The organism is Curtobacterium sp. MCBA15_005 (assembly GCF_001864855.1).
Classification (GTDB): domain Bacteria; phylum Actinomycetota; class Actinomycetes; order Actinomycetales; family Microbacteriaceae; genus Curtobacterium; species Curtobacterium flaccumfaciens.
Window position 1 is genome coordinate 65,239 of record NZ_MJGL01000003.1, and the last position, 24,370, is coordinate 89,608.

The window sequence follows — 24,370 nt, forward strand, 5'->3', positions numbered from 1 at the left end:
GCAGCTCGCGTGACACGTCCGCATGACGCACCTTCCGTGCGAAAGATCGCGGACCAGCTATGTGAGACGGAGACTGCCGGAAGCCAGCGCGCGGAGGAGGGCCTCAGCGATGCAGTGACCTCGGTCCTGGCCAGTGACCCGCGTGCGCGACGCTGCCGAGTCCGGCTGCGGATGGCCTCCCGCGACAACTGCCGGCGTCCGCAGAGACCCCGGATGAGCCTCGGTCGGCTGCTCAAACTTCGCTGGGTTCCCGCCCTGCAACGTTCGTCTCCCAGTGCGCGAACACGATTGAATCGCCCAGACTCAGTTCCCGCGCGATCGCCGCGGCCAGGCGCTCACCCTTGAGTCGCTGCTCCTGGCCGATCCGTGCATCCGGCCACCCGGTCTCGTAGGAGTACATCGACTGAAATGTCGCAGCCCACTTGCGGATGTCAGCCTCCAGCCACGCTGGTAGCTGGGGCTCCCCATCCGGCGCTCCACCGTCATCCCGCCAGATCGGCCAATCCGCGCTGTAGTCGTTCATGAGCCGGTACCGCATGTCCACAGGATCACACAGGCGCCAGCACCGTGGCCCCGAAGAGGATCGTTGAGCGGCCCTGAACCCACCGTTCCGCGGGCCCCGCGTCAGCCGCTCGGACCCGGTATCAACGAGCCTGGAGCCGGAACGCCGCTCGCTTCATCGAGGAAGTAGGTGACCTCGACACTCGCCAGCCTGCCGCTGTGACCGAATACAGGCAAGAGCTCGATCGCAGGCTCGCTGCTGACCAGAGTGGGGACTTCCTTAGCGGCGGCAGCCGGAACCGGCCCAGTCAACGACACGTTGAAGCTTCCACATCCGCACCCGCAATTCGCAGCAACGAGCATCGTCGCCGCCTGCTGACGGAGAGCGTTCATGCTCTCGCCTTGGGCCACGTCAGCAAGCGCATCGACGATTGCACGTTCGCCTGGCCGAGGCATCCGCAGTGCCTCGATCGATTTCACCACTTGATGATCATGGCAGAGGGGCCCGAGACGCCACCCTCGTTATGGCCGACCGAGGGGACTGCTCATCGCGGCGAGCGTCCGGTTCTCCACCGGCTAACGGTCGGAGCGAGAGCGGGGACTGGTAGGACCCGGCCCACACGGCCTGAACGGCGCCCACACGAGAAGGTCGTAACCCGCGCGGGCCGGCGCCCGATCGCATCCAGCAACGGCGGACCATGCGCTCGTGTCGGACGCCGACCGTAGGATCTGATGCACACGAAGAGGTGAGGAGAGATCATGGCGAAGACTGTGTTCTACAGCTTCCACTACACACAGGATGTGCACAGAGTGCAGCTCGTCGAAAAGATCGGCGCTCTCGAAGGGCAGCCGATCCTGAACTCGCAAGAGTGGGAGAGCATCCAGGCGCAGGGTGAGGCCGCTATCCAGAAGTGGATAGACGATCAGATGAAGTACAAGCGGGCCGTGGTTGTACTAATCGGCCGCCACACTTCCCAGCGACCCTGGGTGCGGTACGAAATCGAGAAGGCTTGGGCCGACAACCGCCCACTGCTGGGTATCCGCATCCATGGCATCTCCTCGATGGGCGCCGTCGATGGCGAGGGTGCGAACCCGTTCGATATCGCCGACGTCCCCAGTCACTTGATCCCCGTCTTCGACCCCACCCGACGGGATTCGAGTGGGAACATCGACTCGAAGGCCACCTACAACTACCTCGCCGACAACATCGAGTCCTGGTCTGGTCAAGGCGCCACGGCCTGATTGACATGGATGAGTGCGCATTCTGCCGGATCGTGCGGGGCGAGGACCATGACGCCATCGTCCTCTACGAGGACGATGAGACGGTCGTGTTCGTTCCCCTGGAACCAGCGACACGAGGCCACACGCTCGTGATCCCGAAGACCCATATCTCCCGCGTGTGGAATCTGGGGAGCGAAGACGCGGCCGCGGTTATGAGCACCGTCGTCGCAGTGGCGGAGGCGCTCCGACACTCGCTCCACTCGCAGGGGCTGAATGTGATCCAGTCCAATGGGGCGGCGGCCACACAAACAGTCGATCATGTGCACGTGCACTTGGTGCCCCGGTGGCGCCGAGACCAGATGGTGCTGCGCTGGCCCCGGAAAGCTGCAGAATCCCGCGATCAGCAGCGCGTCACAGCCGCAACCATCCGGGCTCAACTGGAGGGCATAACCTCCATGGCGCCGCTTCCGGTGAGCTCTCCGGAAGACCGGCGTCAACACCTGGGCTTCATACAGGGTGTCATCTCGAGGATGGCGTCCGCATCTGCGTCGGCTAAAACGTGGCTGCTCCCGATCATGACCGCCGCCTACGCGTACGCATTCGTACAGCGCAGTTGGCCGATCGCCGTGCTTGGGATCGCGGCGGTGGCGGTGTTCGCTTTGCTGGACGCGAACTACCTCAAACAGGAGCGCTCCTTCCGCACTCTGTACGACCACGTCGCCCGCGGCGGGCCCGTGCCACCGTTCTCAATGAATCCCACTGTGGCCAGTCCCGCCGACCGCACCAAAGTCAACTACTGGCCCGACCCGCAGGACTGGAAGTCCTGGGCGATCGCCCCGTTCTATCTCCCTCTCCTTTTGGTCGGCGGAGCTCTCGTGACCTACATTTTGAGTAGCTGCTGAGCGGTAGCCGGTCACCGCCACGGAAGCTGCACCGCGGTGACGGAGAGGTACTACAGCTTGAAGGCGGAGTCATCGTCGACGGCACGATGAACGACCGGCACGGAGGACGTCGAAACTGCGGATGACCTCAGAGAGGGTCTACTCCGCCACTACCCCTTTCTTACGAACAGCTCAACGGTCGATATCGTCCGCTATGAGCCCACCAGCGCCCGGCAGCCGATCCGCCGTCGAAACAAGCGCTGTGCCACTTCGGGCTTTCGAATAGCGGTGGGAACAGGGCGCCGACGTTTAAGGTGCAGTTATGTCGCGCGGCGGTGTGTTGGTCGGGCTCGTTAGCGTCTGTCCGCGTCCGCGTCCGCGTCGCCGCTCAGCAGGTAGTCTCATTCAAGACATATCGTCGTCGTCCTCGTCCGTCAGGCCCACGACCTCCGCAAAAGCCTGGCCGAACGCGGTTGCGTCCAGGGTGCCCTTGACCACCTCGAACTCGATGCCTGTCGTTCCGGTGCCAGCTAAGAACGTCTGGCGTCCGACTTCCCACATCCTCTCAACGTGAGTGCGAGTCTCCTCGTACTCCGTAGTCTCAGCGACCCACTCGTAGCGCCCCTCCTTGACTAGGAAGCCGGCGTAGTCGGCGGTCACGAGACTCAAACGCACCCAGTTATCGACGTACGTCGGCAACATCTCGTCGATAACCGGGTTGCCATCGTCATCGCGGAGGTCGATGACGTTTGCTAGCAGCTCGGTGTAAGTGTCCTCCGGCTTGTAGCGGGCGATGAACTTTGCCGCCGGGGTCGAGAACGAGTCTCCTGCGAGAACTCGACGAAGGTACGAGGCCTCGGTTGCGGTCAGCTGCTTGATCACCTCGACGAACGATGGGTGCGCTCGACGCGCAACACGCTGGTCGTAGGCGCGAGCGAGGAGTTCGAGGTACATCTCCTTCAACTGCGGTTCGTCGAGGGAGTAGCCAAGGCCCTCCATAACAGGTCCCGCAATTGAAGCCCTAGGCGTCTGCAATTTGCCCTCAGGGATGTTCGCGATTTTCTCGCCGAAGTCCTTTCCGAAGTCAGTTTCAAAGTACTCGCGCGATACACCCATGAGCCGCGCGAGTGGCTTCATCAAGGCCAGACCGCGCTCCTCCCTGATCGCCAGCTTGCGTCCCCGCACCTCAGCTGCTCGGTTGAAACCCGGCGTGTCCTTCGAGGCCTCGACGAGCGCCATTCCCTCAGCCTTGCGCACCTCGCGACCGACCTTCGCCGCTTCATTGCCAGCCTTGGCCACGTCGGCAACAGCCTTCGCCGCTGCTCCGGCAGCCGCCCCCTCTAGACCTGTCATGGTGCGACTCTAGCGGTGCGGTGCTGTTCTCCGCAGCCGACCACAGCGCGTTGAACTTGTCGCACCTGAAGCGGCAGTCGAGCGCGATGAGGATTGCTTCTCAAAAGCGATCTGCTAACGGACGACGAAGGCCCGACCGCTAGGAGCAGGAGGGCATCGGCGCTAACCCTGTTTCCAGCCGAACTGCGCGCCGATGACGACGATGATGACCGCGACGGCCGCCGCCCCTACCCAAACACACCATTTGAAAACCTGACGACCGCGTTGACTCTTTGGCAGCCAGCCGCCACCACCAGCGGGACCAGGAGTCATCGACATGAGACAGAACGTACCCAAGGTGCGCCTCAAAGCCAGGTGGAGCGCGGCGCCGCGGCGCGACCGCACCGAGTCATCCTCGCCAGGTCGTCTCGATCACCGATCCGCCATCGGGACACTTCGATGGCGCAGATTGAACCCGGCTCGGCGTATCCGCCTACCCGCGGGACGACCGCCTGTACGGATCAGCAGACGCAACCACCCGGGGAATTAGTTAGCGTGGTGGTGTTGGGCACGGCCTTTGGGGGACTAGGCCTCCTGCGTGCTCTTGAAGTGGGGACTCATGAAGATCAGTACGAAGTTCGCTGCCGTCGTTGGTGCGGGAGCGCTGGCAGCCTCGCTTGTCGCGGCAACTCCGGCGATGGCGGTCACGGCAGCGTCCACGGCCACGGGTTCCTCATCGACCATCGTGGTGTCGTCGTCGACGACGACGAACAGTGAGTGCATCGCGGCCGTGACCGCCGCGCAGAGTGCTGGCGACACGTCCGTGTCACTGGATTCGTGCACGTCGACGGTGACGCTTTCTGAATCGCCTGAAGAGGTCGTCACAGCCGACGATCTGGCTCAAGCCAAGCAGACGCTCAGCTCGGCGAAGTTCGCCCAGCTGCAGGCCGCCGCCGCCGCGGGGACGGTCAAGAAGAAGAACTACAGCCAAGGCTTCAATAACCTCACCGACAAGCAGTCTCAGAGCGGCACGTTCTACTACGACGGAAGCCGTGCCTGGGTGACCGCGAAGTACCGGGGGTACCAGGGAACCCACCACTGTGAGGTGAACTGGGCAGTCGGCTACATTGTAGAAGAGAAGGCTTGCTCCGAGAGCGGCACAAATGCTCAGCGTGACCTCTACGTGAAGTGGCACATCTCAGCGATCCCGTCCGCTGGGTTCGTAAACTGGGACGAGTCGCACACCATGCACGTGAACAAGACCGGCCGGATCTGGCAGTAGCCGAAAGGACACATGATGTTGGAGACCACGACCTACTCGCACGTTTGGATTCTGCTGGGGACGCTCGTCGTCGCGGTTCCGGCGATCCTCGCGATCATCGCAACACTTCGGTCCCGCTCACTGCGGCTCGTGCGGAAGACGCTGTGGACTGTGCTCCTCCTTGTCCCTGTGGTCGGGGTCGTCGTTTGGCTCATCGTGAGGCCGACGGGATTCACGTTCACGCGCCGGCGTGTGACAACGCCTTAGTGACTGCCTAGGAGGGTGCCGAACCGACCGGTTCGGCGCCCTTCTGCATGCCTCTCACGTTGCGCGGCGACGATCTTGATGAGCGCCACGCGACTCACCGTGATGCGTCACAGGCGAGCAGTCTCTCTGAGCTCGCGGCGTCTCGCTAGCCGATCGACTATTGAGACGGGGCCGCCAGCACCTGGCGCGCTTCGCCGACGGGCGCTCCCCTTCCGCAGCAGGCAACGGTGTCGGCGGGCCCCTCTAGGGTCACGTTCCGTGAAGATCCTCCTGCTATCCCGTAACACCGGGGCGATCCAGCCCTTCCTGACCGGATCAAACCGCGCGAAGGGGCCGCTCGACGGGTACCGAATCGCCTACATCGACGACGCGCAGCAATCGTTCGCGGGCGCTGAGTTCGTCGAGGCGGAACGTGCAGCCCTCGAGGAGCTTGCAGGCCACATCGTCCCCGTCACCGCGCGAGGAACCGTGGCCCACCGGTTCGACCAGATCCTCGCTGACGTTGACGCCGTGTACGTCGCCAGCGGAAGCACCTTTGCCCTTCTGGAAGCGCTGCGCGAGAGTGGGAACGCCGCCGTGCTGGTCGAGCGCGTTCGGGCTGGTCTGCCGTACATCGGTGCGAGCGCCGGCTCGATCATCGCCGGACCAGACGTGACCCCAGCATCGTTGATGGATGATCCCGCTGACGGGCCCGCGCTCACCGACTACTCCGGACTCGCACTGATTGACCAGACGGTCATCCCACACGCGGACGGCCTCCTGCCCCCGTACCCACCGGAACTCATCCAGAAGACTCTCGACACATACCGCGGCGCCTACGCCCTGACCCCACTGAACGACGACCAGGCTCTGCTCATGGACAACGGTCGACTGAGCGTCATCCGATCTGAACCTTGACCGATAGTGACTTACCGGCCCTTGTCCCGGTTGAGGATCGGCTACCGAACGGCAGAGACGTCCATGCCCGGTGCGCCGTCGGGCCGGCGCTCGAAGCCATTCCGCTCGTAGAACCCCGCTCTACCACGGGCAGCGAAGAGCTGGACGTCGTCCACACCCCGGCGACGTGCTTCGCCCACGAGGCGCGCGAGGACTTCTCCGCCGATACCGGAGCCACGAGCACGCTCGGTGACGATCATCTCCGTCACGAACGCGTGAAGCGCACCGTCGCTGATGAGCCTTCCGACCCCGATCAGAAGGCCGGCGTCATCGCGCGCGGCGCAGACGACCCAGCTCCCGGCTAGCGCTCGTTCGAAACGCTCGACGTCCCACTCACCCCACCCCGTCTCGTCATAGAGCTCCTTGAGCTCCGTCGCTGTCGGCGGCGTGAACGAGTAATGCACGCTGAAACGGTACAGCGACGCCGTCCGCGCAGCCGGTCGACTACCGAACGCCGCCTCGGTCGGTCGTGGTTGTCCCGGTGGAGGATCGTCTTTCGGGACCGCCGCAGAGCTGTCGGCACTGCGACAAGATGTTCGGGCGAATCGAGAGACACGGGCGTCGTCGCCGAGACTCGTGAGCCGGGGTGGCGACAAGTCCTGAGTCCGTCGACACCGCCGCGCGTCACACGGCGACACCGTCGGTCACGTTCCGCAACACCGCTTCGCCGCCTGGGCGAACCGTCCTAGCGTCGCCCCATGACCGTGCCCGACCGCATCACCCTCGTCACCGCGCTGCAGGGCGCCGGCTGGCATCCCGCCGCCTGGCGCGCCGCCGGCTCGGCAGCGCAGCGCCTCACGAGCCTCCGGCACTGGCGCGACGTCGTCGTCGAGCAGGACCGGCTCGGAGTCGACGCCGTCACCCTCGAGGACTCCTTCACCGCCGGCCCCACCGACCCCGAGGGCGACCTCGACACGTCGACCGTCGTCGGCCGCCTCGACGCGCTCCTCGTCGCGAGCGCGGTCGCCCCCGCGACCCGCGCGATCGGGCTGGTGCCGACCGTCTCGGTCACGCACACCGAACCGTTCCACGTCGCCACGGGCCTCCAGACCCTCGACCACGTCTCGCTGGGGCGAGCCGGGTGGCGGATCCAGGTGAGCCCGACGACCCGCGAGGCCGCGCTGTTCGGCCGCCGACCCGGCGGCGGCGACGCGGCCACGCTGTTCGACGAGGCCCGCGAGGTCGCCGAAGTCGTCTCCCGCCTCTGGGACAGCTGGGACGACGACGCGATCATCCGCGACGTCACGACCGGCCGCTTCATCGACCGCGACCGCATCCACAACGCGGCGTTCTCCGGTTCGTTCGTCTCGGTGCACGGCGCGTCGATCGTGCCGCGGTCGCCGCAGGGGCGGCCGCCGGTCTTCTCGCTCGCGCACCGCTCCGACGCGGCGGCGTTCGCCGTGGACGCCGCGGACGTCGCGCTGGTCACGCCCGGGTTCGACGGCCTGGAGGCGCAGGACGCGTTGGCACTCGTCCGTGACGCCGAGCAGACGGCCGGGTCCGACCTCCGTCGTCCGGTCCTCGCGGACCTCGCGGTGCTCATCGGGTCGTCGCAGGCAGCCGCCGCCGACGAGCTCGCCGCGCTCGACGCGGCAGCCGGTACCCGGTACGCCGCCGGCTCCGGGTCGGACACGTCCGTCCTCGCGACGACGGTGCCGGACCTGGTGGCACGGATCGGGGACCTGCGGGCCCTCGGGTACGCCGGCGTCCGGCTCCGTCCGCTGCGCATCCCGATCGACTCGACCGCCATCGCGCGGCAGCTCGTCCCCGCCCTCGTCACCGCCGGGCTCCGCGCCGACGTGGCGTCCCGTCCCACCGCCGACCTGCGCACGCGGCTCGGCATCGCCCCGGCGGTCAGCCGGTACGCGCGTCCTGCCGTCACCGGTGCCGGTGCCGGTTTCGTCTCCTCGGGGGTCTCAGCATGAGCGCCAAGCGTCAGGTCCACCTCGCCGCCCACTTCCCGGGCGTCAACAACACCACCGTCTGGAGCGACGACCGAGCCGAGAGCCAGATCGCGTTCTCGTCGTTCGAGCACTTCGCCCGGAACGCGGAGCGTGGGTTCTTCGACTTCCTGTTCCTCGCCGAGGGGCTGCGGTTGCGCGAGCAGAAGGGACGCATCCACGACCTCGACGTCGTCGGGCGCCCGAACACGCTCGCGATCCTGGCCGCGCTGGCCGGGGTCACCGACCACATCGGGCTCGTCGGCACCCTGCAGACGACCTTCAACGAGCCCGTCGAACTCGCGAAGCAGCTCGCCACGCTCGACCACCTGACCGACGGCCGCGCCGGCTGGAACGTCGTGACGAGCTCGGACGCGTTCCACGGTGCGAACTTCCGCCGTGGGGGATTCCTCGACCACGCCGACCGGTACACGCGAGCCGCCGAGTTCGTGGAGCTGTCGCGCGAACTCTGGGACTCGTGGGAGTCGGACGCGATCGTGGCGAACGGGTCGGGCGCCGCCGGGACCCGGGGCGCCGGGGCTTTCGCCGACCGCTCCCGCATCCACGACGTCGACCACCACGGCCCGCAGTTCGACGTGACCGGCACGTTCCCGGTCCCGCGCAGCCCCCAGCGGCACCCGGTGATCGTGCAGGCGGGTGACTCCGACGAGGGCCGCGACCTCGCCGCCGGGCACGCCGAGGTCATCTTCTCGCTGCACACCGAGTTCGACGACGCGCAGTCGTTCTCCCGCGACGTGACCGAGCGACTCGAACGGGTCGGCCGGTCGAAGGACGAGCTGCAGATCCTGCCCGGCGCGACCTTCGTGCTCGGCGACACGGCGGACGAGGCCGAGGAACGTTCCCGGGCGATCCGCCGCGCCCAGGTCAGCCCGGCGACGGCGATCGCGTTCCTCGAACAGGTGTGGAACCGTGATCTGTCGTCGTACGACGTCGACGGGCCGTTGCCCTCGACCGAGCCGGACCTGGAGGGCGCCGACATCACCCGTGGCCGCGTCCGCCACACCCGCGACGTCCCCGCCCTGGTGCAGTCCTGGCGGGACCTGGCCGAGGCCGAGCACCTGTCGATCCGTGACCTGGTCATCCGCGCCTCCACCCGTGGCGGCTTCGTCGGCACGCCCGCTCACATCGCCGCCGAGATCGACCGGTACGTGCAAGAGCGCGCCACCGACGGGTTCGTCGTCGTGCCGCACACCAACCCGTACGGGCTCGACGAGTTCGTCGACCGGGTCGTCCCGCTGCTGCAGGAGCGCGGCGTGTACCGGCAGTCGTACGACGAGGGGGCGACGCTCCGGCAGACGCTCGACCTGCCCGGACGGGTCCTCGACCGGCAGCGGGTGCTGGCATGAGCCGGGTCCCGCTCGCCGTCCTCGACCTCGTGCCGGTGAGCAGCGGGTCGACCCCCGCCGAGGCCCTGGCGAACACGGTCGACCTCGCACAGCGTGCCGAACGTGCCGGGTACGCCCGGTACTGGCTGGCCGAGCACCACCTGAACCCCGGGGTCGCCGGCAGTGCACCGACGATCGTCATCGGTGCGGTCGCCGCCGCCACCTCGACCATCCGGGTCGGCAGCGCCGCGACCCTGGTCGGCAACGTCCGCGGGCTGCAGATCGCCGAGACCTTCGGCACGCTCGCCGCGCTGTACGGGCCGCGCATCGACCTCGGGCTCGGCCGCTCAGGAGCACCAGCACCCGGCACCCCGAAGCCGCCGTCGCTCGCCCCGCGGACCGACCAGGTCGTCGACGGCCTGCTCGTCCCCGCGCCGTTCGAGTTCCGCATCGCGCCGGGCAGCCGGTTCGCCCTGCAAGGGGAGCTGCTCGGCCGGGTGCCGGGCGACGTCGACCGGTTCGCGGGCGAACTCGACCTGATCCGCGGCCTGTTCGCCGGAACGTGGTCACGGGACGGTGCGGTGATCGAGGCCCCGCCGGCCGGGGATGCCGCCGTCGAACTGTGGATCCACGGCTCCACCGGCGGCGAGAGTGCCCGGATCGCCGGCGCGCTCGGGCTGCCGTACGGCGCGAACTACCACACGTCGCCCGGCACGGTCCTGGCGTCGGTGCAGGCCTACCGCGACGCGTTCCGCCCGGGCGTGCTCGACGCGCCGCACGTCATCGTGTCGGCCGACGTGCTCGTGGCGCCGACCGCGGCCGAGGCGGACGAGCTCGGGCTCGGGTACGCCGAGTGGGTGCACTCGATCCGCTCCGGCGTCGGGGCAATCGAGTACCCCACCCCGGACGAGGCTCGAGCGGTTCGGCTGCCGGACGATGCCGCCGCGTCGGTGGCGGACCGGCTCGCGACGAGGTTCGTCGGCGACCCGGCACACGTCGCGGAACGGCTCGAGACGCTCCGGCGGGTCACGGGAGCGGACGAGTTGCTCGTCACGACGATCGCGCACGACCACGAGGCCCGGGTGCGCTCCTACGAGATGCTCGCCGCCGAGTGGGCGCGGCGCGCCGACCTGCGGGAGCCGGCGGCCGCCGCGCGCTGACCGACGCGGAACGACTCCGTCGCTGTCGTCCGACAGCGACGGAGTCGTTCGTGCGCGCAGCGCACGGTGCGGGCCGGGCACGGGGTGCGGGTCGGGCACGGGGTGCGGAACCGGGCACGGTACGGCCTGGAGGCACGGTGCCAGGCCGCCACGGGCCTCCCGTCCGCACCGTGGTGGCGTCGCGGACCCGTCCCGTGTTCCGGGGCGAGCACAGCTCGAGTGGTGCGTCCCGAGCGACATCGTCGCAGTCGTACGACGTCGACATCGTCGTTCCTGCTCGTCCGCGAAAGCCCGCGCACGCAACGAGCGACACCACCGAGGTCGTACGACCTCGACGGTGTCGCTCTGCATCAGCACCAAGCACGAGCACCAGGCATCAGCACCAGGCCCCGATGCGCCGAACCGGGCGCGCGCGGGCTCAGCTGTTGTCGAGCGGCAGACCCTCGGGGTTCACCTCGGACGTCTTCACGGCCTCGTTCGACAGGTTGTAGGCCGCGAGCCACTTCGCGTAGGTGCCGTCCTCGATGAGCTCGTTGATCGCCGCCGCGACCGGCTTCGCGATGCCGCTGTCCCGCTTCGTCGTCGCGGCGATGAGCCCCTGCAACGAGGAACCGGCGCCGGAGTACGTGCCCGCGGTCGTCGTCGGCTTCGCGGTGCTCTTGCTCTGCGTGTTCTGGTAGGCGATCGTCGGGTTCGGACCGAAGTAGGCGTCGATCTTGCCCGAGTCGAGCGCGAGCCTGACCGCGTTGCCGTCCGGGTAGTACTTGATCGTGAAGTCCTTGCCCTTGGACCGGAGCTCCTTCTGCCACTCGAGCAGGATGTTCTCCTGGTTCGTGCCGGAACTGACGGACAGGGTCTTCCCGGCGAGCACGGACGGGTCGCCGTCGAAGCGCAGCGAGCTCGACGCCAGCACCTGGAACGCAAGGTTGTCCTGCCGGTACGAGGCGAAGTCGTACTTCTCCTTGCGCTGCTCGGTGACCGTGACGTTCGAGAAGCCGGCGTCGTACTTGCCGCTGTCGATGCCGACGAACAGGTTGTCCCACGTGGCGTTCTGCACGTCAGCGCGCAGCCCGAGCTTCGCGGCGACGAGCCGTCCGAGGTCGGGCTCCGAGCCGGTGATCGTCTTCTGGTCGTCACCGGTGAAGGCGAGCGGCGGGAACCCGGCGGGCAGGGCACCCACGCCGATCGTCAGCTTGCCGGACTTACGGACGGCGGAGGGGAGCGCGTCGTGCAGCTTCGGGTCCTCGGTGACCTCGAGGGTCGTCTCCTTCGCCGCACCGTTCGAGGCGGCGCCGATGGTGACGGAGCTGTCGGGTGCGCCGCTCGTGTCGGCGGAAGCGCCCGCCGAGCACCCGGCGAGGGCGACGACGACTCCGGCTGCGAGGACCAGGGAGCCGGCGCGGTTGCGCCAGCGGGACGGGGTGTTCGTGGACATGGTTCTCCTTGGGGTGCGTGCGGGGATCAGGGATCGGGTCAGGGGTCAGCGGACGCGCGACAGGAAGTCGCGCGTGCGGGTGTGCTGCGGGTCGTCGAGCACCTGGGCCGGCGGCCCCTGCTCGACGACCCGCCCGTGGTCGAGGAACACGACGTGGTCGGCGACCTCGCGGGCGAAGGCGATCTCGTGCGTGACGATGACGAGCGTGGTGCCCGTGTCCGCCAACCCCCGGATGACCCCGAGCACCTCGCCGACGAGCTCCGGGTCGAGCGCCGAGGTCGGCTCGTCGAGCAGGACCACCGACGGCTCGAGCGCCAGCGCCCGGGCGATGGCCACGCGCTGCTGCTGCCCGCCGGAGAGCTGCCGCGGCCGGGTGTCGCCACGGTCGCCGAGTCCGACGCGCTCGAGCAGGGCCGCCGCGCGGTCGCGCGCCACGGCACGGGGGACTCCGGCGGCGATCGGCCCCTCGGCGACGTTCTCGAGCGCGGTGAGGTGCGGGAACAGGTTGAAGTGCTGGAACACGAAGCCGATCCGGGACCGCTGCCGCAGGATGTGCCGCTCGGGCAGCTCCTTCCAGCGGGGGACCCCGTCGCGGCCGGTGCGCAGGCGGACGCCGATGGGCTCGTCGCCGACGGTGACGACCCCGCGGTCGAGCGGTTCGAGGTGGTTGATCGCCCGGAGCAGCGTGGACTTGCCGGAACCGGAGGGGCCGAGGACGACGGTCACGCTGCCGGACGGCAGCGACAGGTCGATGCCGTCGACGACGACCGTGTCGCCGAACGCCTTGACGGCTCCGTGGATGCTGATCTTTGCGCTCATCAGATGGTCCTGTCGTCGATGGTGGAAGCGGGGCCGGACGCGACCACGCGCGCGGCGGAGGCGGCCTGCCGGGGGCGATCCGGGCCTCCAGGCCGTCCCGACCCACGTCCGGAACCGCGACGCACGGCGGCCCGCACCCGCTGGAACGGCGTGGGCGGCAGCGCCCGGACGGAACCTCGGGCGGTCCACCGCTCGACGTAGTACTGCACGATCGAGACCGCGCTGGTGAGCACGAGGTACCAGATCGTGGCGACGACGAGCAGCGGGATGATGTCCGTCGGGTAGGTGCTCGACAGGTTCTGCACCACGCCGAACAGGTCGAGCAGCGAGACGTAGAACAGCAGCGACGAGGCCTTCAGCAGTCCGACGACCTGGTTGACGAACGCCGGCACGATCGACCGCAGCGCCTGCGGCAGGATCACCCGCACGAACTGCCGGCGACGGGGGAGCCCGAGCGCCTGCGCGGCCTCGTGCTGGCCGTGGTCGACGGCGAGCACGCCGGCCCGGACGATCTCCGACGCGTAGGCGATCTCGCTGAGGCTCAGCCCGATCACGCCGATCGCCAGGTCTCCGAGGACGTTGGCGGTCGGCACCTGGAACTGCGGTCCGAAGGGGATCCCGATGCCGATGGTCGGGTACAGCGACCCGAGGTTGTACAGGAAGACGAGCACCAGGATGAGCGGCACCGACCGGAACAGCCAGACGTACCCCCACGCGAGCCCGGACAGCACCGGGTTCTGCGACAGCCGTGCGATCGCGACGACCACACCGCCGGCGAAGCTGATCACCGCGCTCAGCGCCGTCGCCGTCAGCGTCAGCTGCAGTCCGGTCAGGACGGCGGGGCTGAACAGCCACTTGCCGACGGCGGGCCAGCCCCACTGCTCGTTGGTGAACAGCGTCTCGACGAAGTTCAGCAGCACCACGAGCACGAGGGCCGCGGCGATCCACCGCAGCGGGTGGCGCAGCGGCACGACGGGGCGGTCGAGTGCGGCGTGTCCGGCCGCGTCGATGGTCGCGGTCTCCGGCCTGGAGGCGCGGCTCGGCTCGGGCGTCCGGCCCGCGTCGTCGACGCTGGTCGCCTCCCGCTGCGGGGCCCTGGTGGTGTCGGTCATGTCGCGACCGTAGGAGGCACGGGCGGCGCCGACAACGCCTCGCGCAACACCCCGCCACGCGACGCAACACCCGGCCATCCGGCGCAACGCGGCGTCACAGAACGCCTGCCCTGCGTGACGTTCCGTGACGGCCGACGGAGCGCTACCGTTGGGCCATGACAGCGCATCGTGTGACCGCCCCGGTGCCCCCGGCGGACGGCACCAAGGTGAAGGGTCCGGCGTCGTACTTCCCGAGCATCGAGGCGACGTACGGGCGCCCGGTGCAGGAGTGGCTCGACCTGGTCGCGGACCGGCTCGACGACCACCAGCACATGGAGGTCGTCGGGTGGCTCAAGTCCGAGCACGGCCTCGGGCACGGGCACGCGAACGCCCTGGTCGCCTACGTGAAGCACGCGCTGGCCTCCTGAGCCGACGTGCTTGGTGCGGCGGGTGTCGGTGGCGCTGCTCGCTGCGTGGTGCGACGGGTGTCGGTGGTCGTTCCTAGCGTGGTGGGGTGGCCGAACCCGTCGATGCGTGGTGGCGCCGCCGACAGTGGTCGCGCGGCGAAGCTGTTCCGTACGCCGTCGGACAGTTCCGCGCAGACTGGGCGCCGTACCCGGTGCTCATCCGGCAGTACCACCCCGACTGGAACCACGGCGTCGTCCTGACCCAGGTCCCCCCGGCGGCCGAGGTCCTGCTCACCTGGGAGTGCGACGTCGGGCACGTCTTCGTCGCGACCCCGTCCGAACAGCGGTCCCGTCCGGGCCGTGAGCGCCGCCGCTCCGTGTGGTGCCCCGAGTGTGCGGTGCAGGCCCAGCCCCAGCGGTGGCCGGTGCTGCCGTCGGACTGGCCCCGGACGGTGCCCGTGCCGCAGCGGGTCGTCCGGAGCGCCGGACGACAGACCCTGCCGGCGGCTCCGGTGCGCGGGGTCCCGGCCGGAGCCGTCGCGTCGAGCCGTGCCCGCTCTCGTCGGCCCGTCGCCGGGTCCGCCGGCTCGGCCGGCTCAGCAGGCTCGGCAGGGTCGGCCGGTGGTGCACCCCGTCGGGCCGCCCAGTCCGTTCCGCGCACGATCTGCCCGAAGACCCCGCGGCTGCCGTCGGGTGAATCGTTCACGAGCGTCTGCGCCCCGGCGACGGCCTCGGCGGTCGAAGCCGAACTCCGGGGCATGCTGTCCGAGCGGTTCGCGTTCACCTACGACCACTCCGCCATCCGACTCGACCGCCCGTTCTTCGACCACGTCGAGGCCTGGCCGGACATCATCCTTCCCGAGCTCCGCGTCGCCATCGAGTACGACTCCACCGGTCGGCACGGGCTCGAGCACGTCGGACCCCGGCAGGACACCGACCGCAGGAAGGACCGAGCCGTCCGCGCCGTGGGGTGGGAGGTCGTCCGCATCCGCACCGGGCGGCTACCCGCGCTCGGCCCGTACGACCTGCAGGTCTCGGGCATCTCCAGCCGGACCGTCGAGCGGCTGGCGGACACCCTGCGCGACCTCCGGGGCGCGCTGTTCGTCGACGCCTACGCCCGGTGACGACGCCGATCGGGGTACAGGCGCGGCGCGACGGGGTACGGCCCGGCTGGGAGCGGTCGCGAGCGACGGGTAGGTATACAGGGTGACCACCGTCTTCTGTCTCCACGCCCTCGGCGCGAGTTCCGAGGAGTTCGCGCTGCTGCGCGCTGAGCTCCTCGGCGACCTCGACCTGATCGGCATCGACCTGCCCGGCTTCGGTCGCAGCCCGGCGTCGTCCGGCACCACCGTCGAGGAGATGGCCGTCCTGGTGGAGCGCGCGATCGGGGCGAGCGGCTCGACGGAGTGGATGCTCCTCGGGCACTCGATGGGCGGCAAGGTGGCCACGGTGGTGGCCGACCGCACGATCTCCGGCGCGAACGGCCTGTTCGGGCTGCGGGCCGTGGTGCTCCTCGCCGCGTCCCCGCTCGCTCCCGAGCCGATGGACGACGACCGCCGCTGGACGATGCTCTCGTGGGCTGCCGGTGGCCCGATCGGCACCGAGGACGCCGAGGAGTTCGTCGCCGCCAACACCGCGGCACCCCTGGCGCCCGCGCGGCACAGTGCGGCAGTGCAGGACGTCGAGCGGACCGACCCCGCAGCCTGGACGGACTGGCTGTCCCGCGGCAGCCGCGAAGACTGGTCGGACGCCGCACCGAACCCGGTGCCCGCCCTGGTGCTCGCCGGTGCCGAGGACGGCGACCTGGATGCCGACGCCCAGCGTCGTCTGACCCTGCCGCACTGGCCGAACAGCGAGCTCAACGTCGTCGACGGCGCCGCCCACCTGCTGCCCTGGGAACAGCCAGAGGCCGTGGCCGAGCGCATCCGCGACTTCTGGCAGCGCCGTGTCGAGGGGTCGCCGGTCGTCCCCGTGGAGCACGCCCGAGTGATCGCCTCGCCGCGGGTCAGCGCTCGGACCCGAGGCCTGCTGGCCGAGCGCGCCCTGCCCGACGACCCGACGGCCGCACCCCACGCGCTGACGCCGACGCAGTTGGGCACCCTGCGTGCGGTCGCGCGGATCGTCGTCCCGCAGCCCGGCACCGACCAGGTCGACCTCGCCCTGCGGGTCGACGCGCAGCTCGCCGCCGGGCTCGGCGACGGCTGGCGGCCGGACGGCATGCCGGTGGACGCCGAGGCCTACCGAGCCGCGCTCGACGTGCTCGCCGCACCCGCCCGCGACGGCGTGCTCGACCAGGCCCTCGAGTCCGTGGCAGCCGGGCGGTACCGCGCCGACGGTGATCTCGACGCCGAGCAGCTGCGCGCGTGGTTCGAGGACGCCAGCGTCGACCTCGTGAAGCACTGGCTCGCACACCCCGCCACCATGGCCGCCATCGACTTCGACGGCTACGCGAACGGCGGTGACGGCGTCCGCAAGCAGGGCTTCCAGCTGCTCGCGGCGGGCCAGCGCGAGGCCTGGGAACCCGAGGCCCCCGCCGACCCCGGCACGGCCACCACGATCGACACCGCACCGACGACCGGAGCTGCACGATGAGACTCGACGGACAACGCACGTACGGCACGGACGACGTCGTCGACGTGGTGGTGGTCGGCACCGGGGCCGGGGGAGCACCGCTCCTCGCCTCGCTGGCCCGCCGAGGCCTGACGGTCGTCGCGCTCGAAGCCGGCCGCAACACCGAGCCGGGCGACCACGTGCCGGACGAGGTCGCCGCCCCCGGTGACATCAACTGGATGGACGAGCGGCTGAGCGGCGGCGGAGCCCCCACCGCCTTCGGCCCCAACAACAGCGGCACGGGCGTCGGTGGCTCGACGCTGCACTGGGGCGCGTTCACCCCGCGGCCGAGCGAGCACGACCTGCGGCTGCGGACCGAGAGCGGCGCGGGACAGGACTGGCCGATCAGCCACGCCGAGCTCACCGGCTGGATCGAGCAGGTCGAGCACGACGTCGGTGTCGCCGGCCCCGAGCACTACCCGTGGGACCCGTCCCGTCGCTACCGGATGCGCCCGCCGGCCCGGAACGCCTCGTCGGACATGATGATGCGCGGCACCGCGGCGGTCGGGATCACCGCCACCGATGCCCCGGTCGGCCTGACCACCGAGGACCGGCACCAGGAACACCACGGGCTGCGCCAGGCCTGCGTGTCCTGCGGCTCCTGCCACCAGGGCTGCCGCAACGGCTCGAAGGTCTCGATGGACACGACCTACCTGCCCGCCGCCGTGGCGTTCGGTGCCGAGATCCGTCCGGAGTCCTTCGTGCACGGCATCGAGCTCGACGCGGCGGGACGGGTCGAGGCCGTCCTCTACACCGCCGACGGGCGCGAGCACCGCCAGCGCTGCCGGACCCTCGTCCTCGCCGCGGGCGGTGTCGAGACACCGCGGCTGCTGCTGCACACCGGTGTCGCGAACGGCAGCGGACAGGTCGGCCGGAACTTCACCGCGCACGGAGCCACCCAGGTGTGGGCGCGGTTCGACGAGTCGATGCGCTCGTACCGCGGGTACCCGTCGTCGATCATCACCGAGGACTTCGTCCGACCGGCGGACGCCGACTTCGCGGGCGGCTACCTCATCCAGAGCCTGGGCGTGCAGCCGCAGACCTTCGCGACCTCGCTGGTGCGGGGTGGCGGACTCCGAGGTGCCGAGCTCGTCCGGGCGCTGCAGGACTACCCGTTCTCGGCCGGCGTCGGCATCAACGCCGAGTGCCTGCCGTACGACGACAACCGGCTCGAGCTGACCGACGAACTCGACGAGCACGGTGTCCCGCGTGCCCGGGTCTCGTTCACCCCGGGCTCGAACGAAGAGGCGATCCGCCGCCACGCGGTCCGCACGATGACGACCATCGTCGAGGCAGCCGGTGGCCAGGACGTCCGGGTGCTCGAACGCACGGCGCACACCATCGGGACCGCGCGGATGGGCACGGACCGCGAGACCTCGGTCGTCGACCAGGACGGCCGCTCGTGGGACGTCCCGAACCTGTGGATCGCCGACAACTCGGTGTTCCCGAGCGCGGTCATCGCGAACCCGGCGCTGACGATCATGGCGCTCTCGCTCCGCACCGCCGACCGCATGCTGCAGGCCGCCTGAGCACGCGCTCCGACGGCTCGGTCGCGGCTCATCCCCGGAGCGCGAGCGCCTCGCTCGTCCACCGGGCGTGCAGGTCCCACGGGTCGTCGACCCCGGCGGCGACGGCGTCCACGTGGGCGAGGAGCTCCGGCGTCACCCGGAACCACTCGGTACCCGGGTACCGGCTGGCGGCGAAGGCGGCGTGCCGTCGGCGTTCGAGGGTCCGGTCACCGCGCTCGAACGCCAGCAGGTCCTGGTGCGGGATCGCCGCGAGCCGTTGCCGGGGGTTCATCGTCGTGCCGATCTTGATGCGGTCGCCGAAGTCGTCGCGCATCCGCAGGTAGTAGACGACGTCGACCCGAGGGGGAGCGAGGTCGCCGTCCGGTACCTCCCCCCAGCGCCACTCGCACCGGGCGCAGACCATGCCCGAGGGGTAGCGCACCCCGATCCGCGAACCGCACGCCGGGCACGGGCCGGGCAGGGTGTCCTCGATGCCGGGGTGTTCGGCCGCGAGATCGGCGACGAACGCGACGTGCGCACCGCACAGGGGGACTCCCGCGAGACCGTCCGCGAGCACGCCCGCGCAACCCGGCACGCAGCACGACGAGGTGACCATGCGCGGAACGCTAGCCCGATCCACCGACGTGCTCCGGGCCTCCCGGCCGCTGCGCGCACTGGGCGTGCCTGGCGTACCTGGTCGAATCGGGCGTACCTGGTCGAACCGGGCGTACCTGGCGTGTTCTTCCGACCAGGTACGCCCGTTTCCACCAGCCATCGCGCGCGTTCTGGGAAGGATCGGGCGTACCTGCGGGTACCGGGCGCCCGGCCGCCGGCCGCCGGCCGTCCAGACCGAGAACGGGCATGCCGACCGAGATCGGGCGTACCCGGTCGAATCGGGCGTACCTGGTGGAATCGGGCGTACCTGGTCCGTTCTTCCGACCAGGTACGCCCGTTTCCACCAGCCATCGCGCGCGTTCTGGGAAGGATCGGGCGTACCTGCGGGAACCGAGCGCCCCGGCCGCCGCGCGCCCCGGCCGCCGGGCGTACCGCCCAAGAACGGGCGTGCCGACCGAGAACGGGCGTACCTGGTCCGTTCTTCCGACCAGGTACGCCCGTTCCCACCAGCCATCGCGCCCGCCATGGGAAAGAACGGGCACGCAGGCCGCCGTCAGTCGGTGAAGATCACCCCGACTGGCTCGCGCTTCTCCTCCTGGAACTCGTCCTCACCGCGACCGAGCGCCCAGTACGCCGACAACGACATCTCGCGCTTCTCCAGCCCCCAGTCGTCCTGCAGCAGCCGACGGATCGCCTTCATCGCGGTCCGCTCGCCGTGCGCGAAGACCTGGACCGGCCGGGAGGCACGCGGCAGCCCGCGGGCCGTCTCCAGCAGGAGCGTGCCCGGCTGGGCGCCGGTGGCGTCCCGGTGCAGCCACCGCAGGTCGACCCCCGCCGGGTGCCGGAGGTCCTGCTCGTCAGCGGGCCCGGCCACCTCGACCAGGGCGACCCCGGTGGCGGAGTCGGGCATGGACTCGAGTGCTGCGCCGATCGCGGGCAGGGCGCTGTCGTCACCGAGCAGCACGTGCGTGACCGCCGGGTCCGTGGTGGGTGCGTAGCCACCACCGGGCCCGGACAGGGCGAGCCGATCACCCGGCTGCGCGGACGCTGCCCAGGGACCGGCGAGGCCCTCGTCGCCGTGCACGACGAAGTCGATCGCGATGGTCCGCGTGGCGTGGTCGACCGCACGCACCGTGTAGGTGCGGCGGGCGGGGCGGTCGTGCTTCGGCAGGGTCTCGCGCAGGGCCTCGAGGTCGTACGGCGGCACCAGTCCGAGCGACGGCTTCGCGAGCAGGAGCTTGACGTACTTGTCGGTCGAGCCGAGTCGGTCGGGGTCGGCCTGGGCGACGAAGTCCTCGAAGGCCGAGCCGCCCAGGTGCACGCGCACCATGTGGGGCGAGAGCCGTTCGGTGCGGTCGACGACGAAGACGTGCTGGGGGCGTTTGGGTTTCGAGCTCATCGTGGGGGAGCTTCCTCTCGCGGGTTCGGCGCCACCTGGGTGATCCCTGCTTGACGCGCGCATCACTAAGGTTAGCCTTACCTCATGGACTCGACCGTCATCCCGTTCTCCGAGCTGCTGCGGCGTCGCACGCGGCGCTCGCACGGTGCCTCGGCCACGAGCGGCTTCATGCAGGACCTGCTCAGTGGCGACTGCGACGTCGCCGACTACGCGGACCTGCTCGGACAGTACGCCTTCGTGTACGACGCGCTCGAGCGGGCGGCGGAACGCATGGCCGACCACCCCGTGGCGGCGCCGTTCGTCACGGCGCAGCTCACCCGGATGCCGGCGATCCGCGCCGACCTCGAGTACCTGATCGGCCCGGACTGGTCCGAGCTGGTGTGCCCGCTGCCCGCGACGACCGCGTACGTGCGACGCCTCAACGAGGTCGCGGCCGAGTGGCCCGGCGGCTTCGTGGCACACCACTACACGCGGTACCTCGGCGACGTGTCCGGCGGGCACGTGATCGGACAGGTGCTGGCCGAGCGGTTCGGGTTCGACACGAACGGTGTCCTCTTCTACATCTTCGACCAGGTCGCCGACCCGAGCGACTTCGAGCACACCTACCGGGCCCAGCTCGACGCCGCGCCCTGGACGGCCGACGAGCAGGAGCGGGTGATCGCCGAGGTCGAGCTCGCCTACGAGCTGAACCGTGGGCTGCTCGCCGGCCTCGATGCCCGCCGTGCGCCGTTCCGTCAGGAGCCGGGCAGCGCCTCCGTGCCCGCCTGACCCGCGGCGGCAGTACCCAGGCCCAGCCCGCCCGAACCCGCCTGCCCGCGCAGCGGCTGCGCACTCCCGCCCGGCCCCGCGTCCGTCCGGACGGTCGACGTCATGCGTCCCCGGGTGCCGATACGCTGCTGGGACCCGGGACCAGCCTCCCGGACGACCCGGAAAGGACTCCATGACGGCGATCGACGGATCTGCACGCCACGAGCGCGCGCGGGACGACGTCAGCGGTGCGGTCGACAGTGACCTGCGCGCCGACGTGCGGTACCTCGGCAACCTCCTCGGCCGGGTGCTGCGGGAGAACGGGGGCGACGAACTGCTCCACGACGTGGAGTCGTTGCGCGCCGCCGTGATCGACGCCTACGAAGGCGACCACGCCGAGGGTGCAGCGCGTGCCCAGGCGATCGTCTCCGGCATGTCGGCCGAACGCGCCGAGGCCGTGGCACAGGCGTTCACCACCTACTTCCACCTCACCAACCTGGCCGAGGAGCACCACCGCGTGCGGGTCCTCCGCCAGCGCGGCGACGACGGCGGCGTCGCCGGCGACTCGTTCCCCGCCACCTACGCCGAGCTCGTCGCCGAGGTCGGCGAGGCCGAGGCCGCCGAGCGCCTCCGCACCCTGCGGTTCCACCCGGTGCTGACGGCCCACCCGACCGAGGCCCGCCGCCGCGCGGTCACCACGGGTGTCCGCCGCATCACGGACCTCATCGACGAGCGCGACCGCGCCCGCAACGCGACGGCTCGCGCCGAGAACGAGCGCCGCCTGCTCGAGGAGATCACGACCCTCCTGCGCACCTCCCCGCTCCGCACCACCCGGCCGACCCCGCTCGACGAGGTCCGCACCGCGATGAGCGTGTTCGACCAGACCCTGTTCGAGATCGTCCCGCAGGTCTACCGCCTGCTCGACGACCGGCTGCAGGGCGACGACGCCGGCCGCGCTCCCGTGATCGCGCCCGCGTTCGTGCGGTTCGGCACCTGGATCGGCGGCGACCGCGACGGCAACCCGCACGTGACGGCCGACGTCACCCGCCAGGCCGCCGAGATCGCGGCGGAGCACATCCTGCTCGGCCTCGCCCGCGCGACCACCCGCATCGGCAGCGCCCTGACCCTGGATGCGAGCGACACCCCCGCCGACGCCGGCCTCACCGCCCTCGTCGCCGCGCAGGAGTCGCTCGACCCGGGCATCGCCGAGCGCATCGGCGTCCGTGCACCGAACGAGACCCACCGTCGTGCGCTCCTGTTCGTCGCCGCGCGCATCGACGCCACCCGGACCGGCACCACGCCGCTGGCCTACGACGGCCCCGAGGCGCTGCTGGCCGACCTCCGCACCATCCAGGCGTCGCTCGTCGCCGCCGGTGCGATCCGCCCGGCGAACGGCGAGCTGCAGAACCTCGTCTGGCAGGTCGAGACCTTCGGGTTCCACCTGGCCGAGCTCGAGGTCCGCCAGCACTCGCAGGTGCACCGCACCGCCCTGGCCGAGATCCGCTCCGGTGGCGAACTGAGCGAGACCACCGAAGAGGTCCTCGCCGTGTTCCGCACGATCGCCGGGCTGCAGTCCCGCTACGGCGTCCGCGCGGCGAACCGGTACATCGTGTCCTTCACGCAGTCCCCGGCGGACCTGGCGAACGTGCACGAACTCGCGGTCGCCGCGCTCGGGTCCGCCGAGGCCGCGCCGGTGCTCGACGTCATCCCGCTGTTCGAGACCTTCGCCGACCTGCACGCCAGCGTCGACATCCTCGACGAGGCCATCCGCACCGAGGCGTTCCAGCGACGCCTCGCCGCGACCGGCCGTCGGCTCGAGGTCATGCTCGGCTACTCGGACTCGTCGAAGGACGTCGGCCCGGTGTCCGCGAACCTGGCGCTGTACGACGCCCAGGCCCGCATCGCCGATTGGGCCCGCGACAACGACATCGAGCTGACCCTGTTCCACGGCCGGGGCGGTTCGCTCGGCCGCGGTGGCGGTCCCGCCAACGAGGCCGTCCTCGCGCAGCCGCCGGGGTCGATCGACGGTCGCCTGAAGCTCACCGAGCAGGGTGAGGTCATCTTCGCCCAGTACGGCGACCAGGACATCGCCGCCCGCCACCTCGAGCAGATGGCCTCGGCGACGCTGTTCGCGTCGTCGCCGTCGAACGAGGCGCGCACCGCGGCCGCGGCCGCCCGGTTCGCCGACCTCGCCCAGCAGCTCGACGACGTCTCGCGCGTCGCCTTCTACGACCTGGTCAAGGCCGACGGCTTCGCGCCCTGGTTCGCCCGGGTCACCCCGATGGAGGAGATCGGCCTGCTGCCCCTCGGCTCCCGCCCGGCCCGTCGTGGCCTGTCGGTGGAGTCGCTGGAGGACCTCCGCGCCATCCCGTGGGTGTTCTCGTGGACGCAGGCGCGCATCAACCTCGCCGGCTGGTACGGGCTCGGCTCCGCGCTCGAGGCCGTCGGCGACGTCGACGTGCTCCGCGCCGCGTACGCCGAGTGGCCGCTCTTCGCCGCGATGATCAAGAACGTCGAGATGTCGCTCGCGAAGACCGACGAGCACATCGCCCGCCGGTACCTCGAGCTCGCCGACCGCGACGACCTCGCCGCGAAGGTGCTCGACGAGATGGTCCGCACCCGCGACTGGGTGCTCCGCGTCTCCGGCGGTAGCGACGTGCTCGAGGACCGGCCCGTCCTGGCCCGCGCCGTGCGCCTCCGCAGCCCGTACGTCGACGCGCTGTCGCACCTGCAGCTCCGTGCGCTGCGCGCCATCCGCACGTCCGGCAGCACGGACCCGACGGACGCCGACCACCGGCTCCTGCTGCTCACCGTCAACGGGATCGCGGCCGGCCTGCAGAACACGGGCTGACGCCCCCGACCGACGGACAGGAGGCCCGGTGCCAGCTGGCACC

The 24,370-nt window shown here is 70.3% G+C and carries 23 protein-coding genes; 14 read left to right on the forward strand and 9 right to left on the reverse strand.

Annotated elements, in window-relative coordinates; translation table 11 throughout:
* Positions 1–232: 232 nt before the first annotated feature.
* Positions 233–523: a hypothetical protein gene (locus BIU89_RS01510; RefSeq protein WP_139178727.1), complete on the reverse strand. Its 291-nt coding sequence runs from the start codon at positions 521–523 to the stop codon at positions 233–235.
* A 101-nt stretch (positions 524–624) separates the two neighbouring features.
* Entirely contained in the window at positions 625–981 is a 357-nt protein-coding gene (locus BIU89_RS17940) for a hypothetical protein (protein ID WP_139178729.1), read from the reverse strand.
* Positions 982–1,260: 279 nt separating this feature from the next.
* Here BIU89_RS17940 and BIU89_RS01515 point away from each other — a divergent pair, with 279 nt between their 5' ends.
* Both BIU89_RS01515 and BIU89_RS01520 read left to right on the forward strand, forming a co-directional pair.
* Positions 1,261–1,743, forward strand: a complete 483-nt coding sequence (locus BIU89_RS01515; protein WP_071244518.1) for a TIR domain-containing protein — start codon at positions 1,261–1,263, stop codon at positions 1,741–1,743.
* 5 nt (positions 1,744–1,748) lie between these two features.
* Positions 1,749–2,624, forward strand: coding sequence for an HIT family protein (locus BIU89_RS01520; protein ID WP_071244519.1), 876 nt, complete (start codon positions 1,749–1,751; stop codon positions 2,622–2,624).
* A gap of 384 nt (positions 2,625–3,008) precedes the next feature.
* On the opposite strand, the gene BIU89_RS01525 is transcribed toward BIU89_RS01520, so the two are convergent.
* On the reverse strand, positions 3,009–3,956 hold the full coding sequence (locus tag BIU89_RS01525; protein ID WP_083404104.1) for a DUF4393 domain-containing protein: 948 nt from the start codon (positions 3,954–3,956) through the stop codon (positions 3,009–3,011).
* A 598-nt stretch (positions 3,957–4,554) separates the two neighbouring features.
* Here BIU89_RS01525 and BIU89_RS01535 point away from each other — a divergent pair.
* The 3 genes from BIU89_RS01535 (at position 4,555) to BIU89_RS01545 (ending at position 6,360) form a co-directional block, all read left to right on the forward strand.
* The gene (locus BIU89_RS01535) at positions 4,555–5,217 is read left to right on the forward strand and encodes a hypothetical protein (RefSeq protein WP_139178733.1); all 663 of its coding nucleotides are present in this window, start codon (positions 4,555–4,557) and stop codon (positions 5,215–5,217) included.
* A gap of 15 nt (positions 5,218–5,232) precedes the next feature.
* Positions 5,233–5,463, forward strand: a complete 231-nt coding sequence (locus tag BIU89_RS19080) for a PLDc N-terminal domain-containing protein (protein WP_175474952.1) — start codon at positions 5,233–5,235, stop codon at positions 5,461–5,463.
* A 258-nt stretch (positions 5,464–5,721) separates the two neighbouring features.
* Positions 5,722–6,360: a Type 1 glutamine amidotransferase-like domain-containing protein gene (locus BIU89_RS01545; protein ID WP_071244524.1), complete on the forward strand. Its 639-nt coding sequence runs from the start codon at positions 5,722–5,724 to the stop codon at positions 6,358–6,360.
* A 41-nt stretch (positions 6,361–6,401) separates the two neighbouring features.
* On the opposite strand, the gene BIU89_RS01550 is transcribed toward BIU89_RS01545, so the two are convergent.
* A complete protein-coding gene (locus tag BIU89_RS01550) occupies positions 6,402–6,803 on the reverse strand; it encodes a GNAT family N-acetyltransferase (protein WP_071244525.1) in 402 nt (133 codons plus the stop codon).
* A gap of 294 nt (positions 6,804–7,097) precedes the next feature.
* Here BIU89_RS01550 and BIU89_RS01555 point away from each other — a divergent pair, with 294 nt between their 5' ends.
* From BIU89_RS01555 to BIU89_RS01565, 3 genes are read left to right on the forward strand one after another with little or no spacing between them, the layout of a single operon-like run.
* Positions 7,098–8,324 (forward strand): LLM class flavin-dependent oxidoreductase, encoded by a 1,227-nt coding sequence (locus BIU89_RS01555; protein WP_071244526.1) that lies wholly within the window; start codon positions 7,098–7,100, stop codon positions 8,322–8,324.
* Positions 8,321–9,706 carry an NtaA/DmoA family FMN-dependent monooxygenase gene (locus BIU89_RS01560; protein WP_071244527.1) on the forward strand — a complete coding sequence of 462 codons (1,386 nt, stop codon included), beginning with the start codon at positions 8,321–8,323 and terminating at the stop codon, positions 9,704–9,706. Before BIU89_RS01555 ends, BIU89_RS01560 begins: the two co-directional genes overlap by 4 nt.
* Positions 9,703–10,845 (forward strand): LLM class flavin-dependent oxidoreductase, encoded by a 1,143-nt coding sequence (locus BIU89_RS01565; RefSeq protein ID WP_071244528.1) that lies wholly within the window; start codon positions 9,703–9,705, stop codon positions 10,843–10,845. Before BIU89_RS01560 ends, BIU89_RS01565 begins: the two co-directional genes overlap by 4 nt.
* 418 nt (positions 10,846–11,263) lie before the next feature.
* Here BIU89_RS01565 and BIU89_RS01570 read toward each other — a convergent pair whose 3' ends face one another.
* From BIU89_RS01570 to BIU89_RS01580, 3 genes are read right to left on the reverse strand one after another with little or no spacing between them, the layout of a single operon-like run.
* Complete coding sequence (locus BIU89_RS01570; RefSeq protein ID WP_071244529.1) at positions 11,264–12,280, reverse strand: transporter substrate-binding domain-containing protein; 1,017 nt, start codon at positions 12,278–12,280, stop codon at positions 11,264–11,266.
* A gap of 45 nt (positions 12,281–12,325) precedes the next feature.
* Positions 12,326–13,099 (reverse strand): amino acid ABC transporter ATP-binding protein, encoded by a 774-nt coding sequence (locus BIU89_RS01575; protein ID WP_071244530.1) that lies wholly within the window; start codon positions 13,097–13,099, stop codon positions 12,326–12,328.
* Positions 13,099–14,211, reverse strand: a complete 1,113-nt coding sequence (locus tag BIU89_RS01580; RefSeq protein ID WP_071244531.1) for an amino acid ABC transporter permease — start codon at positions 14,209–14,211, stop codon at positions 13,099–13,101. The genes BIU89_RS01575 and BIU89_RS01580 overlap by 1 nt, the downstream gene beginning before the upstream one ends.
* A gap of 155 nt (positions 14,212–14,366) precedes the next feature.
* Between BIU89_RS01580 and BIU89_RS01585 the strand changes: the two genes are divergently transcribed.
* From BIU89_RS01585 to BIU89_RS01600, 4 genes are all read left to right on the forward strand, one after another.
* Complete coding sequence (locus BIU89_RS01585; protein ID WP_071244532.1) at positions 14,367–14,618, forward strand: DUF4287 domain-containing protein; 252 nt, start codon at positions 14,367–14,369, stop codon at positions 14,616–14,618.
* An 86-nt stretch (positions 14,619–14,704) separates the two neighbouring features.
* Entirely contained in the window at positions 14,705–15,721 is a 1,017-nt protein-coding gene (locus BIU89_RS01590) for a hypothetical protein (RefSeq protein ID WP_071244533.1), read from the forward strand.
* A gap of 82 nt (positions 15,722–15,803) precedes the next feature.
* Positions 15,804–17,189 carry an alpha/beta fold hydrolase gene (locus tag BIU89_RS01595; RefSeq protein WP_071244534.1) on the forward strand — a complete coding sequence of 462 codons (1,386 nt, stop codon included), beginning with the start codon at positions 15,804–15,806 and terminating at the stop codon, positions 17,187–17,189.
* The gene (locus BIU89_RS01600) at positions 17,186–18,736 is read left to right on the forward strand and encodes a GMC family oxidoreductase (protein WP_027465434.1); all 1,551 of its coding nucleotides are present in this window, start codon (positions 17,186–17,188) and stop codon (positions 18,734–18,736) included. Before BIU89_RS01595 ends, BIU89_RS01600 begins: the two co-directional genes overlap by 4 nt.
* A 28-nt stretch (positions 18,737–18,764) precedes the next feature.
* Here BIU89_RS01600 and BIU89_RS01605 read toward each other — a convergent pair whose 3' ends face one another.
* A complete protein-coding gene (locus BIU89_RS01605) occupies positions 18,765–19,331 on the reverse strand; it encodes a GIY-YIG nuclease family protein (RefSeq protein WP_071244535.1) in 567 nt (188 codons plus the stop codon).
* 552 nt (positions 19,332–19,883) lie between these two features.
* Positions 19,884–20,729, reverse strand: coding sequence for a siderophore-interacting protein (locus tag BIU89_RS01610; RefSeq protein WP_071244536.1), 846 nt, complete (start codon positions 20,727–20,729; stop codon positions 19,884–19,886).
* An 84-nt stretch (positions 20,730–20,813) separates the two neighbouring features.
* On the opposite strand from BIU89_RS01610, the gene BIU89_RS01615 reads away from it, so the two are divergent.
* On the forward strand, positions 20,814–21,497 hold the full coding sequence (locus BIU89_RS01615; protein WP_071244537.1) for a biliverdin-producing heme oxygenase: 684 nt from the start codon (positions 20,814–20,816) through the stop codon (positions 21,495–21,497).
* 172 nt (positions 21,498–21,669) lie between these two features.
* The gene (locus tag BIU89_RS01620) at positions 21,670–24,327 is read left to right on the forward strand and encodes a phosphoenolpyruvate carboxylase (RefSeq protein ID WP_071244538.1); all 2,658 of its coding nucleotides are present in this window, start codon (positions 21,670–21,672) and stop codon (positions 24,325–24,327) included.
* Positions 24,328–24,370 lie beyond the last annotated feature (43 nt).

Bases quoted from the DNA above. Each gene is read 5' to 3' on its own strand.
- BIU89_RS01555 (WP_071244526.1), top strand. From the start codon at position 7,098: ATGACCGTGCCCGACCGCATCACCCTCGTCACCGCGCTGCAGGGCGCC.
- BIU89_RS01620 (WP_071244538.1), top strand. From the start codon at position 21,670: ATGACGGCGATCGACGGATCTGCACGCCACGAGCGCGCGCGGGACGAC.
- BIU89_RS01510 (WP_139178727.1), bottom strand. From the start codon at position 523: ATGAACGACTACAGCGCGGATTGGCCGATCTGGCGGGATGACGGTGGA.
- BIU89_RS01605 (WP_071244535.1), bottom strand. From the start codon at position 19,331: ATGGTCACCTCGTCGTGCTGCGTGCCGGGTTGCGCGGGCGTGCTCGCG.
- BIU89_RS01585 (WP_071244532.1), top strand. From the start codon at position 14,367: ATGACAGCGCATCGTGTGACCGCCCCGGTGCCCCCGGCGGACGGCACC.
- BIU89_RS01520 (WP_071244519.1), top strand. From the start codon at position 1,749: ATGGATGAGTGCGCATTCTGCCGGATCGTGCGGGGCGAGGACCATGAC.
- BIU89_RS01610 (WP_071244536.1), bottom strand. From the start codon at position 20,729: ATGAGCTCGAAACCCAAACGCCCCCAGCACGTCTTCGTCGTCGACCGC.
- BIU89_RS19080 (WP_175474952.1), top strand. From the start codon at position 5,233: ATGTTGGAGACCACGACCTACTCGCACGTTTGGATTCTGCTGGGGACG.
- BIU89_RS01525 (WP_083404104.1), bottom strand. From the start codon at position 3,956: ATGACAGGTCTAGAGGGGGCGGCTGCCGGAGCAGCGGCGAAGGCTGTT.
- BIU89_RS01565 (WP_071244528.1), top strand. From the start codon at position 9,703: ATGAGCCGGGTCCCGCTCGCCGTCCTCGACCTCGTGCCGGTGAGCAGC.
- BIU89_RS01515 (WP_071244518.1), top strand. From the start codon at position 1,261: ATGGCGAAGACTGTGTTCTACAGCTTCCACTACACACAGGATGTGCAC.
- BIU89_RS01600 (WP_027465434.1), top strand. From the start codon at position 17,186: ATGAGACTCGACGGACAACGCACGTACGGCACGGACGACGTCGTCGAC.
- BIU89_RS01575 (WP_071244530.1), bottom strand. From the start codon at position 13,099: ATGAGCGCAAAGATCAGCATCCACGGAGCCGTCAAGGCGTTCGGCGAC.
- BIU89_RS01580 (WP_071244531.1), bottom strand. From the start codon at position 14,211: ATGACCGACACCACCAGGGCCCCGCAGCGGGAGGCGACCAGCGTCGAC.
- BIU89_RS01560 (WP_071244527.1), top strand. From the start codon at position 8,321: ATGAGCGCCAAGCGTCAGGTCCACCTCGCCGCCCACTTCCCGGGCGTC.
- BIU89_RS01570 (WP_071244529.1), bottom strand. From the start codon at position 12,280: ATGTCCACGAACACCCCGTCCCGCTGGCGCAACCGCGCCGGCTCCCTG.
- BIU89_RS01615 (WP_071244537.1), top strand. From the start codon at position 20,814: ATGGACTCGACCGTCATCCCGTTCTCCGAGCTGCTGCGGCGTCGCACG.
- BIU89_RS01535 (WP_139178733.1), top strand. From the start codon at position 4,555: ATGAAGATCAGTACGAAGTTCGCTGCCGTCGTTGGTGCGGGAGCGCTG.